Raw genomic sequence first — 11606 nt, 5'->3', positions numbered from 1 at the left:
GTAATGTGTTATGGTCTGAAAATCCTCCTCAGAGTCAAATACTGTTTAAATAACAGGGGGTGAAACTAAACACGCCCGAAGGGACAGAAAAATTTATAAACCAACTGAGAAGAGAAATAAACGGCGCTCTTGCGGGGGTTGCCGAGCCTGGTCAAAGGCGCGGGATTGAGGGTCCCGTCCCGTAGGGGTTCCGGGGTTCAAATCCCCGCCCCCGCACCAAAAGACTTCTGACTCTTCTGAAAAAATTCCAAGACAAAGTATAAGGTATAAGATGCTAAGAGACATTAAGAAAAAGAGAAAAGAGATTATGGGCGGAACTTCTCCTTATACAATTCAGCAAGCTTTTCAATTCCTACCGGAATGTCATCCTTGCTTGGCCTTGAGAAGTTAAGTCTTATGGCGTTTCTTCCACTTTCATCTGTGTAGAACGGCTTTCCTGGGACTACCACTACTCCCTTCTTCTCCATTAGTTCACCTGCGAAGGCTATTCCGTCCGCTCCTTCTGGTAAGAACAGCATAATGAACATTCCCGCTATTGGCCTTGTAAATTCTGCATCCGGCAGGTTTTCCTCCAGAGCCTTCAGCATGATGTCCCTCTTTTCTTTATAACCTAGGAGTGCCCCTTCCAGGTGATACTTCTCGAAATAGCCCCTCTTTAAGTACTCCAGAGCGATGTATTGAGAAATAGCTGGGGCACAGAAGTCAATAGGCTGCTTCTGCATAAGAACCTTTTTGAGGATTTCTCCCTCGGCTATTATCCATCCAATTCTGAATCCAGTTCCAAGGACTTTGCTAAGCGTTCCTGCCACAATGACTCTTCCCTCATCGTCCAGAGCCTTTAGGGGTACTATATCCCCTCCCTCATATCTCATGAAATTATAAGCGGCATCTTCAATTATTAAGAGGTCATATTTAGATGCAATTTCAAGCAGGGCTTTTCTGCGTTCCATGCTCATGGTGACGCCCATCGGATTCTGACCGGTTGGGATGGTATAGATGAACTTAATTTTCTGCCCTTTAGCTTTAAGCTCCTTTATTTTCTCCTCCAGCAGATCCACTCTCATACCGTCATTGTCAACTGGGACTCCCTCAATTTTGGCTCCCAGCTGCTCAAATGCCAGCAAGGTGTTTATATAAGAGGGGTTCTCTGCTATCACGACATCTCCAGGGTCTATTAAAACCCTTCCAAGGAGATCCAGCGCTCCGGTTCCTCCTATTGTAATAACAATGTTTTCTGGAGAAACTTCCAAATGATCATATTTTTTCAAAAACCTTGCCAGTTCTTCCCTAAGCTCCGGGATTCCATTTGCTGGAGTATACATAACAGACTTTGGCTCTTTTTCAAGGACTTCTTTTGCTATTTCTCCAAGGGCTGTCCTTGGGATTAACTCCGGATCTGGGTCTCCAGCCGCGAGGGAAATCAATTTCATTCCTTTCTTTTGAAGTTCTGAAGCCTTTTTCATAACCTCAGCTAAAGCGGAGCCCTTAATCCAATTCGCCCTTCCGGCTAGATATTTGGTATAATCCATCCACATCACCATTAACTAATCTTCATAAAGGTATTTATACGTTTTGACCCTTATCTTAGAAGGGGAATGCCATGAAGCCTAAAGTGTTCATAACCCGACAAATTCCGGAAAATGGAATTAAGATGATCGAAGAATTCTACGAAATAGAACTCTGGGAGGATCCAAAAGCACCTCCACGGGAAGTGCTCTTAGAGAAAGTCAGAGAGGTCGATGCCCTGGTGACTCTTGTGACTGACAAAGTAGACGAGGAGCTGCTAGAAAACGCCCCCAGATTGAGGATAATAGCCCAGTATGCAGTCGGCTATGATAACATAGACATAGAAGGGGCTACAAAAAGAGGAATATACGTTACAAACACCCCCGGAGTCCTTACGGATGCAACGGCTGACCTTGCATTTGCCCTTCTTCTATCGGTTGCGAGGAGAATTGTAGAGGCTGATGCCTTTGTGAGGAGTGGCGAATGGAAGAAAAGCGAAGTCGGCTGGCATCCGCTAATGTTTTTAGGATATGGGCTGAAAGGAAAGACTTTGGGGATAGTGGGGTTTGGAAGAATTGGTCAGGCTATGGCAAAGAGAGCTAGAGGATTCGGGATGAGAATCATTTATTACTCAAGAACTCGCAAACCGGAGGCAGAAAAAGAAATTGATGCAGAATATGTAGACTTTGAAACCCTTTTGAAAGAGAGCGACTTTATAAGCCTTCACGTTCCCCTAACCAAAGAAACTTACCATCTGATAGGGGAGAAGGAGCTCAAGCTTATGAAGCCCAATGCAATTCTCATAAATACCTCTAGAGGGGCAGTTGTCGATACAAATGCCCTAATCAAAGCATTAAAAGAAGGCTGGATCGCTGGAGCAGGCTTGGACGTCTTCGAGGAAGAACCCTACTATAACGAGGAGCTTTTCAAGTTGAAGAACGTTGTTTTAGCCCCACACATAGGCAGCGCAACTCATGAAGCACGAGAGGGAATGGCAGAGCTGGTTGCAAAGAACTTAATAGCATTCGCTAAAGGGGAAATTCCTCCGAACATTGTTAATAAAGAAGTTGTAAAAATTAGAAAACCAGGATTTGAATAAAACGCTTAGCATCATCGCACATACAGACGTTGTTGAACTGACCTCCTCCCCGCCATGAACGGCGAGGGTTCCAACGAGTTAACCCCCCGCCACTGGCGGTTCGGTTTACGGGCGCATTGCCTACTCCCGTTGCCGGTTTCGGCTCAGCCCGAAGGCCCGGTCTTGGGCCCGTTACCCCTACCGGCCAGAGTCGGATTGGGGTTATCGTTTCAGAGGCCACCCACCAGAGTTTTTAACCGCTCAAAGGCGGTTTTTTAGAGGACGCCTTACGGCGTCAACCACTCCAAGCGGAGTGGTAACGTGAAACCCCTCGTCTCATCGGGTTGTTTTACGGTGGCCTCTCCGAGGCCTTACTACATCCCAAAGTTTAAAAGAGTTTCGCCTTAAAAGTAAACATAACTCTCTCCTCTATCCCACTCTTTGATCTTTTTAGCCATCTCCCTTAACTCTTCCTCACTGTATTTGTGTTTGTATATTATCCTCCCTTCTTGATAACTTCCGTGAAGACGGTAGTAGTTAATTCTCTTTCTATGGAGGGGCTCTCGTATCAAAGGGTCTGTGACATCGATGAGATCAAACTCCCTAACGAATTTCTCTATTCCCTTTTCACTCCAACCTCTAAGTTCAACTGCAATTTCAAAATCCCTCCTTTCTATCTGCTTAAAGAATTTTTCTGCATTAGCAAAGCTTTCTTCATTTTCTTTAAAACTCTTGGGGAGCTGAATCAGAATAAACTTTGCTCCCAACGCCTCAGCTTCTTTAAGTGTAAGCTCCCAGTACCTAAAAACCTTCTTTGTAGGTCTTAACAATCCCACATCTCTGGATGGCTTTACGTTGCTCCTTCTCCATGTGGGGCTAGTGGGAGGATGTGTTATACCCTGGAATGCCTTAATAGAAAACACAAAATCTTCTGGGGCTTCTTTTCTCCATTTTTGGAGGGTCTTTTCCTGCAAGATCTTGTAAAAAGTTTGCTGAACCTCTACAGTGCTGAAGTCTTCAAAATACCTCTTCTTGCCTTCACAAAAACCACACGTTCCGACGAGTATCATGATAAAGAATAAAGAAAGGTAATTAAATACCTTTTTCCTTAGCCTCAGGTGGTTCCTCTATAAGGTTGTCGCTGTATTTGTCGTAGTCGGCAATGAGGAATTCATCACTCATAGATAGTGCCTTTACAGCCTTCTCCTCTCCCGGAAACTTTTTGCCCGGACACACATCCACACAGAGGGCACAGAACATGCAACGGGAAACATAGTGCCTTATTTTCCTAAGCTCCGGAATCCATTCCATGGCGTTTGCAGGGCATACCGTTATACACAGCCTGCACCCAATGCATCTCTCGGGATCGTAGTGCAGCTTCCCCCTAAATCCTTCTGGAACAGGAACTGGAGGGTGTATCTTTACTTCTCCTTTTTGGATCTTTTCAACAAGCGATGTCACATCTTTTGGAGCGTGCTTTACCGGAAATGGATTTGTAAACGGCCTCTGAAGCATCTGTTTTATCATTAGGAACATTGCTTTTGTTGGCACTTCACATCACCTCCGCCCATATCAATATCACTCCAAGCAGGGCTATTATGTTCACGTATACCCAAAAGATCCTCGATGCCTGCTCTATCCTGAACCTTGCGAAGGATGTCCTGACCAGCGTTACCGCTAGAATATAAAGCACCAGCACTTTAAAGAGGAACCACAGACCTTCAGCTATATAGAGAGCGGCTCCCGAAAGATTCAAGCCAAACAGGTAGCTCAATGTGAAGGGGAAGAATAAAACTACCTCCAAGGCTATCATGGCAAAGCCCCTAACTGCATCTGAAAGGTAGAACAAAGCAAGGTTTCTTCCGCTGTACTCGGCAAGCATACCTTCTGCTATTTCAGTTTCAGCCTCGGCTATATCAAACGGAAGCTTCGCAAGCTCTGCTGGGGTTACCCATAGGAATGCTATCAAGAGCAATAGAACACCCAATCCTCCCAAAGGACCTACAATGCTCCATACGGGAGTAGAGGCTATTGTGCTCAATGAAAAACTCTTGTAAATTAGAGCAAAGCCCGTTATAACTATTGCAAAGGGCATTTCGTAGCTCATCATTAGAACCATTTCTCTCTGTGCTCCCACTGAAGAAAACGGACTTCCCGAGGCAAATCCACCGATTGCCATTGCAAGTGCCTGAAGAGTTAAGAGATATAAGATTACTACCAGATCACCGTATCCTTCTAAAGGTGCCCTTAAGATGCCGAAGGGGATATAAAGGAGGAGAGTCATTGATGAAGCAAATGCCAGGATAGGCATTGCGTTGAAAATCCACCTTACCGCGTTTTCCGGTACAACGGTTTCTTTAAGGAGTAACTTACCCACATCCCAGAAGGGCTGTCTTATTGGGGGCCCTATTCTTGACGTCATTCTTGCAGATACTCTTCTATCAATACCTTTGTACACCAGTCCAAGAAGCACCCCTATTATCGGCATTCCTATAGCGTAGAAAATGGTTTCGGGGGTCATCTCCTCACCCCCAGCTCTTTTTCAAGTTTTCTGGTTTTTTCTACGGCTTTCTTGTGCAGATAAGAATAGTCCAGAAGCCTGCCGCTTGAATCCTCCACAACCGCCACCCTATCGTTGCAGCACATACATGGGTCTATGTATGCCACAACCACTGGAATATCTGCCACCTCTGCCCCAAGCAGCAATGGAGCCCAGGAGTTTATGTTGTTGTAACTCGGCGCTATGACCTTCCATACTGCAGGACCATCTCTAGTTCCATCGTACTTGAGATAGTGGATAACCTCTCCTCTTGGAGCTTCATGTGCTCCAATAGCTTCTCCCTCGGTTTTTTTGATTTTATTGAGTAACGCCACGTAGTTTGGAATTGCAAGTATCTTCCCTTCCGGAAGGTTGTCAAGGCAGAATTCTATTATATCCAGGCTCTGCTCAATCTCGTAAAGCCTCACCATTGTGATATCGTAAGCATCTCCCCTTGCTTCCCCCACTATGTCTTGAGGAACAATTGCTTTAACATCCATATCCGCATATGCATCATAGGGAATATCCTGCCTAACGTCCATTCTAATTCCTGCCGCTCTGGCTGTCGGTCCAACCACGTTGAGCTTCAACGCCATCTCCTTTGAGAGCTGTGCTACCCCCCTCGTCCTCGCCTTATAAACCGGATCAGACAAGAAGACCTCCTTCATGTGTTCCGTGAACTCCCAGTAATAGGTTATCATGTCCCGCAAAGCTTTAATGTGGCTCTCTTTGAGGTCTCTTCTAACTCCTCCGATCATGTACATTGCGTAGTTTATTCTGTTACCCGTTATAGCCTCGAGAATGTCGAGAACCTTTTCCCTCCCCTTCCACGTCCAGAAGAGGAGCGGGTCAAAGCCTATCTCGTGCGCTATAACTCCGAGCCAGAGGATGTGCGAGTGAATTCTTTCAAGCTCGGCTATTATTGTTCTTATGTATTGAGCCCTTGGAGGAGCCTCAATGCCTAAAGCCTTTTCGCTGCCAATGACAAATGCATATGGATGAGATATTGAGCATATTCCACATATTCTTTCCGAGAGGTATAAAGTTTGTATTGCGTTCCTTTTCATCCCCATGTACTCGATTCCCCTGTGGGCAAAGCCCCTCTTAACATCAACCTTTACTATTTTCTCCCCCTCAACCTCTGCCTCCACTCTTATCGGTTCTTTTAGGGCTGGATGAATTGGACCAACGGGGATGTAATAAGTTGTTTTAGCCATTCTGCTCACCCCGTTGTTTCCTAATTTCTCTCACACTCTTGTGAGTGTGTTTAATCATATCTTCCACTCCATACTCGTCTCTCCTCCACGGATACTTCCCTTCAGACCAGTCGTCAGGCAAAAAGAGATGCCTCTTGTTCTTAAGCCCCTCAAACTCAATGCCAAGCATTTCTCTGATTTCCCTTTCGTTGGTCTCTGCACCGATCATGAGGTCTGTTATAGTGGGAAGAACCGGATTATCCTTCGGGAGGCTCAATTTCATCACTATGCTTACTTCACCCCATGGATGAGAATGGAAGACTCCAAAGGAGTATATCATCGTAAGTGCTTCGCCAACGTCTTCTCCGGTAATAAAGTGTAGATGTGGATAGTCTATTTCAAAGATTGCTTCAATTGCTTTCCTGAATGCATCTCTATTAATTTCCATCCAGATTTCCTGATAAGTTCTGGGCTTTTTGACGCCCATTTTATATTCTTTTATCTCATAGCTTAGTATGGCATCTCCAAGCCTTTCTTTCAATCTTTCAAGAATTTCTTCAGCTTTTAGTGTCATTTCTTTTCTCCCTCCAGCTCCTTTTCAAGCTTCTCAATTTTGAGCCACGCTTTTACAATCCCGTCTATTATTGCCTCTGGTCTTGGAGGACATCCGGGAATGTAGACGTCCACGGGTATTATCTCGTCTATTGGACCAGCTATGTTGTAAGAGTCGTAAAAGACACCGCCTGTGGTTCCGCAGTTTCCTATTACAACAACGGCCTTTGGGTCGGGCATCTGTTCGTAGATACGCCTAAGCTTGTCTGCAAAGTCTCTTGGAATAGCTCCTGTGACAAGTAAGACATCCGCATGCCTCGGGGAGCCTACAAGCTTTATTCCAAACCTCTCCGCATCATATCTTGGGGTAAGCGCGGCTATTATTTCAATATCACAAGCGTTGCATGAACCTCCTGAAGCATGGAAAACCCAGAGAGAGCGCTTAAAATTAGTCAGTTTGCCCATATTACACCCCTCCAATTAGTATGAATGTTATTATGGCTCCAACGCCGAGGTACCACAAAATGTAGTCTCTCATGTCGCCGGTATGGATTGCTTGGAGTACTTTGTAATACTCCTTCAAAGCCTCAATGAAGCCCCAGTAGATGTCTCCTGCCTTTACCTGAATCTTTTCCTTTGTGGGCTCCTGGTTACCGCTCAGATAGGGTTTTATTTGTTCGGTGTCTTTCTTATACGAGGGGTTTCCTCTGGAGTATATCAGATAAGCAATTATGCTAAAGAGGGCTAAGAATACCAGCCATAAAATGGGGTTCCAAAATCCAGAAGGGGTAGTAAGTGTAAAGCTCATGCCAGACCACCCCAGCTATGGTATTGGGCAAAGTTAATCAACGCATCAACAGCAGGGTAAACAAGCTTGTCAAGTACTATGTTCGGGAAGAGACCGAAGATTATACAAAGTGCTGCCAGGATTATCATTGCAATTATCATTGGTCTGGGAACTTCTTTGGTATTCTCGAACTTTTCCAGCGGAGGACCAAGGAAAGCTGATGCGAACACCTTAACGAACGAAGCCAGAGTTAAAACACTGGTAACCATCGCAAAAACTGTTAGGAGTGGATTGAGCCGGTATGATGTTTCATATATGAGAAGCTTGCTCGCAAATCCGTTAAACGGAGGCAAGCCAGATATTGCAGCAGCTCCCACCATGAAGCTTATCGTAGTTACCGGCATCTTCCTAGCCAAGCCTCCCATCTCATTAAGGTTTCTCGTTCCCGTAACGTAGAACAAAGCCCCAGCAGTCATCAAGAGTAAGCTTTTGTAGATGATGTGGTTTATTATGTGGAACACTCCACCGGCCATAGCATCTCTTCCAAACTCGGCGAGCTTTGAAGGATCATGTAAGACTGTCAAACCAACGCCGACGCCAAGAAGCATGTAGCCGGTCTGGGATATAGCGTGATAGCTCATCAATCTCTTGACGTCTTTCTGCACCAGAGCCATTGTAACGCCTATGAACATTGTAAGCACTCCTAGGATAGACATGATCCATCCTACCCTTGCTAAATCTACTACAATGTTTGCAAAGAGAGTGAAGCTCACTCTAAAGAGAGCATAAAGGCTGGCATAAGTCGCTACCAAGAGGGGTGGATTTATTCCAGCTGGAACTTCCGTGTATGCATCCGGCACCCAGTAGTGCATTGGAACGGCACCGCATTTCATTGCAAATGACGTAAAGAGCAATCCAAGTGCAATCATGTCAACTAGGTTAAGGGAAATATTCCTAGCTATGTATGCGAGGTTTAAGTTTCCATACTGTCCATAGAGTATACCTATTGCAAAGAGCACCATTAAAGACGCTACAGCACTAACAATAAGGTATTTTATTCCTGCTTCGCTTGCTTCACCACGATAGTTTCTAAATCCTACCAGTGCAGATCCAGCTATACCTGCTATCTCCAAGAACACGAAGAGATTAAAGAGATCTCCCGTAAGCACCATACCAAGGATGCCCACTTCAAGGAGCATTAATAAAGAATAATACTTTTCCAGCCCTGTTTCTTTCTCTACATGACTGTAGGAGTATAAAGCTCCCACAAAACTCATCAGCGTTGCAGATATCGCCATAAAGGCGCCCATGGCATCTACCTCAAACATGATTCTTATTGGTACGGAGTAACCAGAAGGCAGCACGAGGGTCGGCTTATCCGCTCCAAAGACGTAGACCATTATTCCCCCGGTAACAACTTCCTTAGCGAGCAGGAGGGAGAGTATTACAGTTATGCCGGTTATTATAATTGCCCATATTGAGACTCCCTTGTAGTGTTTCTTAAATATAGGTGCTATAAATGCCCCAAATAAAGGAACGGCAATCATTAAGGCAGGCAAGTGCTCGATCATCCTCTCAGCCTCCTTATCTTGGTAACGTCGAGGGTTCCATAGTGTCTGTAGATGTTAACGGCAAAAGCCAGCATTAGAGCAGATACAGCAACCCCGATGACTATGCTCGTAAGAGTCAGAGCCTGCGGGGTCGGAAGAACCATTTTTCCTACAGCTTCGGGCGGTGCTTGCGTGTAAATTGGGGCGTAACCACCTTTTACATAACCCAATGCCACAATGAACATGTTCACTGCTCCTTCAAGAATTTCAACGCCAATTACAACCTTTATGAGGTTCCGCTTGAATCCAATCGTGTAAAAGCCAAGAGCGAGCAACACTGCAACTACGATGAACGGGAAGTTAACAAAAATGCTACCATTCATCCCTCTCCCTCCTTAGAATAAGGAAGAATATCAGGACTATGCTCGTTAGACCAGCTAATACCTTTGTTCCTACGAAAATGTTGAGGTACGAAAGGGTTCCGCCGGTGTTGAGATAGCCCGGATTAATCCCTTTAGGCGTTGGAGCTCCAAAGAGGAATCCGCTGTTTGCGATCACATTTTTCAAGAAAGTGTACCCCATAAAGCCTAATGCCCCAATTCCCAGAAATCCTAAAGCTCCAATACTTTCCAACTGGCTTAACGGAACCTTGTTGAAGAGTTCTTTGACTTTTTCTTTGTTATTTGCAACTATCAGCAAAGCTAAACCGCTTGCAAATACAGCTCCACCTTGAAAACCTCCGCCGGGTGTTAGGTGACCATGTAGAATGATATACGAGCCAAACACCAGTATTAGAGGCACTAAAATTTTTGTTGTTGTTCTTATGATTGTGGTTGTCATCTCTCCTTCCCCCCATAGTGTCTTAAAGCCATCAGAACTCCAGAAACTGCAGTAAAAAGAACCGTTGCCTCTCCTAGAGTATCAAAACCTCTGTAGTCGAATACGACACTGGTAACGACGTTATTAGCTGAAGCTTCTTCTTGGGCATGCTCTATGAAATAATTGTCCATCTCCGTATGGGGCGGTTCCCCAAAGGGTCGCAGGCTTATGTTCACAGCTATAATGAAGACTATGAACGATAAGAACGCAAATAATCCAAGCGCTCTCCTCATTCTACCACCTCCTCATCGGTGGTGTTTTTGATGGCAAGGAGGTACATTGCCGTTGTAAGTCCAGCTCCAACACCTGCTTCCGCTATAGCAACGTCCGGAGCTTGAAGAACGTAGAACTCCACAGAAAGAGCTAAACTAAAGACTGCCATTGCTATTACAGCGGCAATTAAGTTTTTGAACCTGATTGCGGCTATTGAGCTCCCTATTAGGGCGATCGCAATGAAGATTTGTAGAACCCAGAAAAAGTTTTCAAAGTTCATAGTATCCCTCCAGTTCATCTATTACCGCACCATATGGTCTTATCCCGGATTTTCGGGCTGCTCTCCCAATTGCATGAGCTCCAACGGGATTTGTTAGCACCAAGAATATTACTACAAGTGCCGAGTGAATTCCTATTGTAATCCACCTTGTATCATGGGTTGGAAGCCATCTGTAAATTGAATACACCACGGTTGCCAAGACTATGAAAATCGTTCCAAAGGTAGTGCATTTTGTCGAAGCGTGGATTCTCGTATAGACATCTGGAAATCTCAGTATTCCGATGCTAGCCAGTAGATTAAACCCAACTCCAATTGCAAGGAGTATCGCCAGAATGCTCTCTATCATACCAATCCCACCTTCTTCTTTACTAAGTACCTCGCTATATACAGAGTTGCGATATAGCTAAGGACCGCATAGACAAGTGCAACGTCAATAATCACGGCTTGTTCTGTTATCGCCCCATAGAGAACCATGGCACCGGCAGTGGTGGTTGTTAAAGCATCCAATGCTACAACTCTGTCGGGAATTGTTGGACCAAGTAGCATTCTCATCATTGTCAGCGTGGCTGAAAAGAAGAGAAGTATCATCGCCCCCATAAACAAACTTTCAGGTGTCATTCTGCAATCCTCCTTGCCCATTTTGGTAAGTATCCACAAAGTTCTTCAGGAGTCGGCTTCTCTTTTCCCTGCGGAACGTTAATCCAGTGCACGTATAGGTTCCCTTCATCGTCAATTTCTAGGGTAAACGTTCCGGGAGTTAGAGTTATTGAGTTCGCAAGAAGGGTTCTGCTTTCATCTCGCGTTAATCCCGGGGATATTTTCACGATTCCAGGTCTTATTTTTCCTGTTATAACTCTGTAGGCAACGTCGAGATTTGCTTTTGCCATGGCATAAAAGAACGGTCCCAAAGCAATATAATGAAAAGCACCCATCTTTTTGGGTTAAAAAACTGACCTCCTCCCCGCCCTGAAGGGCGAGGGTTCCAACGAGTTAACCCCTCGCCATTGGCAGGGAGGTTTGAGGGGT

General features: G+C 45.1%; 17 protein-coding genes and 1 tRNA gene. 2 read left to right on the top strand and 16 right to left on the bottom strand.

What is annotated here, in order from left to right; all coding sequences use genetic code 11:
• Positions 1–131 precede the first annotated feature (131 nt).
• A tRNA-Leu gene (locus GBV73_RS08985) sits at positions 132–219 on the top strand.
• Between the two features lie 86 nt (positions 220–305).
• On the opposite strand, the gene GBV73_RS08980 is transcribed toward GBV73_RS08985, so the two are convergent.
• Positions 306–1535: a PLP-dependent aminotransferase family protein gene (locus tag GBV73_RS08980; RefSeq protein WP_253910342.1), complete on the bottom strand. Its 1230-nt coding sequence runs from the start codon at positions 1533–1535 to the stop codon at positions 306–308.
• 65 nt (positions 1536–1600) lie between these two features.
• On the opposite strand from GBV73_RS08980, the gene gyaR reads away from it, so the two are divergent.
• Positions 1601–2605, top strand: a complete 1005-nt coding sequence (gyaR, locus tag GBV73_RS08975; protein ID WP_152880864.1) for a glyoxylate reductase — start codon at positions 1601–1603, stop codon at positions 2603–2605.
• 383 nt (positions 2606–2988) lie between these two features.
• Here gyaR and GBV73_RS08970 read toward each other — a convergent pair whose 3' ends face one another.
• Genes GBV73_RS08970 through GBV73_RS08900 form a run of 15 tightly spaced genes read right to left on the bottom strand, consistent with a single transcriptional unit; the run spans position 2989 to position 11512 of the window.
• On the bottom strand, positions 2989–3654 hold the full coding sequence (locus tag GBV73_RS08970; protein ID WP_152880862.1) for a DUF72 domain-containing protein: 666 nt from the start codon (positions 3652–3654) through the stop codon (positions 2989–2991).
• A gap of 22 nt (positions 3655–3676) precedes the next feature.
• Positions 3677–4135 (bottom strand): 4Fe-4S dicluster domain-containing protein, encoded by a 459-nt coding sequence (locus tag GBV73_RS08965; protein WP_225807593.1) that lies wholly within the window; start codon positions 4133–4135, stop codon positions 3677–3679.
• 1 nt (position 4136) lies between these two features.
• Positions 4137–5105, bottom strand: a complete 969-nt coding sequence (locus GBV73_RS08960) for a respiratory chain complex I subunit 1 family protein (protein WP_152880860.1) — start codon at positions 5103–5105, stop codon at positions 4137–4139.
• Positions 5102–6340, bottom strand: a complete 1239-nt coding sequence (locus GBV73_RS08955; RefSeq protein WP_152880858.1) for a nickel-dependent hydrogenase large subunit — start codon at positions 6338–6340, stop codon at positions 5102–5104. Before GBV73_RS08955 ends, GBV73_RS08960 begins: the two co-directional genes overlap by 4 nt.
• Positions 6333–6893, bottom strand: coding sequence for an NADH-quinone oxidoreductase subunit C (locus GBV73_RS08950; RefSeq protein WP_152880857.1), 561 nt, complete (start codon positions 6891–6893; stop codon positions 6333–6335). The genes GBV73_RS08955 and GBV73_RS08950 overlap by 8 nt, the downstream gene beginning before the upstream one ends.
• On the bottom strand, positions 6890–7336 hold the full coding sequence (locus tag GBV73_RS08945) for an NADH-quinone oxidoreductase subunit B family protein (RefSeq protein ID WP_042702601.1): 447 nt from the start codon (positions 7334–7336) through the stop codon (positions 6890–6892). Before GBV73_RS08945 ends, GBV73_RS08950 begins: the two co-directional genes overlap by 4 nt.
• A gap of 1 nt (position 7337) precedes the next feature.
• Entirely contained in the window at positions 7338–7679 is a 342-nt protein-coding gene (locus GBV73_RS08940; RefSeq protein WP_152880855.1) for a hydrogenase, read from the bottom strand.
• Entirely contained in the window at positions 7676–9229 is a 1554-nt protein-coding gene (locus tag GBV73_RS08935) for a proton-conducting transporter membrane subunit (RefSeq protein WP_152880853.1), read from the bottom strand. The genes GBV73_RS08940 and GBV73_RS08935 overlap by 4 nt, the downstream gene beginning before the upstream one ends.
• Positions 9226–9591 (bottom strand): sodium:proton antiporter, encoded by a 366-nt coding sequence (locus GBV73_RS08930; protein ID WP_042702593.1) that lies wholly within the window; start codon positions 9589–9591, stop codon positions 9226–9228. The genes GBV73_RS08935 and GBV73_RS08930 overlap by 4 nt, the downstream gene beginning before the upstream one ends.
• Positions 9581–10048, bottom strand: a complete 468-nt coding sequence (locus GBV73_RS08925) for an MnhB domain-containing protein (protein ID WP_042702591.1) — start codon at positions 10046–10048, stop codon at positions 9581–9583. Before GBV73_RS08925 ends, GBV73_RS08930 begins: the two co-directional genes overlap by 11 nt.
• Complete coding sequence (gene mbhE, locus GBV73_RS08920; RefSeq protein WP_042702588.1) at positions 10045–10320, bottom strand: hydrogen gas-evolving membrane-bound hydrogenase subunit E; 276 nt, start codon at positions 10318–10320, stop codon at positions 10045–10047. The genes GBV73_RS08925 and mbhE overlap by 4 nt, the downstream gene beginning before the upstream one ends.
• Complete coding sequence (locus tag GBV73_RS08915) at positions 10317–10580, bottom strand: hydrogenase subunit MbhD domain-containing protein (protein WP_042702585.1); 264 nt, start codon at positions 10578–10580, stop codon at positions 10317–10319. The genes mbhE and GBV73_RS08915 overlap by 4 nt, the downstream gene beginning before the upstream one ends.
• A complete protein-coding gene (mnhG, locus tag GBV73_RS08910; RefSeq protein WP_152880850.1) occupies positions 10570–10926 on the bottom strand; it encodes a monovalent cation/H(+) antiporter subunit G in 357 nt (118 codons plus the stop codon). The genes GBV73_RS08915 and mnhG overlap by 11 nt, the downstream gene beginning before the upstream one ends.
• A complete protein-coding gene (locus tag GBV73_RS08905) occupies positions 10923–11177 on the bottom strand; it encodes a monovalent cation/H+ antiporter complex subunit F (RefSeq protein WP_232194596.1) in 255 nt (84 codons plus the stop codon). Before GBV73_RS08905 ends, mnhG begins: the two co-directional genes overlap by 4 nt.
• A 17-nt stretch (positions 11178–11194) precedes the next feature.
• Positions 11195–11512 (bottom strand): Na+/H+ antiporter subunit E, encoded by a 318-nt coding sequence (locus GBV73_RS08900; RefSeq protein ID WP_253910341.1) that lies wholly within the window; start codon positions 11510–11512, stop codon positions 11195–11197.
• Between the last annotated feature and the right edge of the window lie 94 nt (positions 11513–11606).

This window comes from Thermococcus sp. 101 C5 (assembly GCF_009372125.1).
Taxonomy (GTDB): Archaea; Methanobacteriota_B; Thermococci; order Thermococcales; family Thermococcaceae; genus Thermococcus_A; species Thermococcus_A bergensis.
Note: the sequence above shows the minus strand (reverse complement) of the source record. Positions and strands in the feature narration are given on the sequence as shown.

Bases quoted from the DNA above. Each gene is read 5' to 3' on its own strand.
- GBV73_RS08970 (WP_152880862.1), bottom strand. From the start codon at position 3,654: ATGATACTCGTCGGAACGTGTGGTTTTTGTGAAGGCAAGAAGAGGTAT.
- GBV73_RS08980 (WP_253910342.1), bottom strand. From the start codon at position 1,535: ATGTGGATGGATTATACCAAATATCTAGCCGGAAGGGCGAATTGGATT.
- GBV73_RS08960 (WP_152880860.1), bottom strand. From the start codon at position 5,105: ATGACCCCCGAAACCATTTTCTACGCTATAGGAATGCCGATAATAGGG.
- gyaR (WP_152880864.1), top strand. From the start codon at position 1,601: ATGAAGCCTAAAGTGTTCATAACCCGACAAATTCCGGAAAATGGAATT.
- GBV73_RS08945 (WP_042702601.1), bottom strand. From the start codon at position 7,336: ATGGGCAAACTGACTAATTTTAAGCGCTCTCTCTGGGTTTTCCATGCT.
- GBV73_RS08905 (WP_232194596.1), bottom strand. From the start codon at position 11,177: ATGGGGGCGATGATACTTCTCTTCTTTTCAGCCACGCTGACAATGATG.
- GBV73_RS08950 (WP_152880857.1), bottom strand. From the start codon at position 6,893: ATGACACTAAAAGCTGAAGAAATTCTTGAAAGATTGAAAGAAAGGCTT.
- mnhG (WP_152880850.1), bottom strand. From the start codon at position 10,926: ATGATAGAGAGCATTCTGGCGATACTCCTTGCAATTGGAGTTGGGTTT.
- GBV73_RS08955 (WP_152880858.1), bottom strand. From the start codon at position 6,340: ATGGCTAAAACAACTTATTACATCCCCGTTGGTCCAATTCATCCAGCC.
- GBV73_RS08925 (WP_042702591.1), bottom strand. From the start codon at position 10,048: ATGACAACCACAATCATAAGAACAACAACAAAAATTTTAGTGCCTCTA.
- GBV73_RS08915 (WP_042702585.1), bottom strand. From the start codon at position 10,580: ATGAACTTTGAAAACTTTTTCTGGGTTCTACAAATCTTCATTGCGATC.
- GBV73_RS08900 (WP_253910341.1), bottom strand. From the start codon at position 11,512: ATGGGTGCTTTTCATTATATTGCTTTGGGACCGTTCTTTTATGCCATG.
- GBV73_RS08930 (WP_042702593.1), bottom strand. From the start codon at position 9,591: ATGAATGGTAGCATTTTTGTTAACTTCCCGTTCATCGTAGTTGCAGTG.
- GBV73_RS08935 (WP_152880853.1), bottom strand. From the start codon at position 9,229: ATGATCGAGCACTTGCCTGCCTTAATGATTGCCGTTCCTTTATTTGGG.
- GBV73_RS08940 (WP_152880855.1), bottom strand. From the start codon at position 7,679: ATGAGCTTTACACTTACTACCCCTTCTGGATTTTGGAACCCCATTTTA.
- mbhE (WP_042702588.1), bottom strand. From the start codon at position 10,320: ATGAGGAGAGCGCTTGGATTATTTGCGTTCTTATCGTTCATAGTCTTC.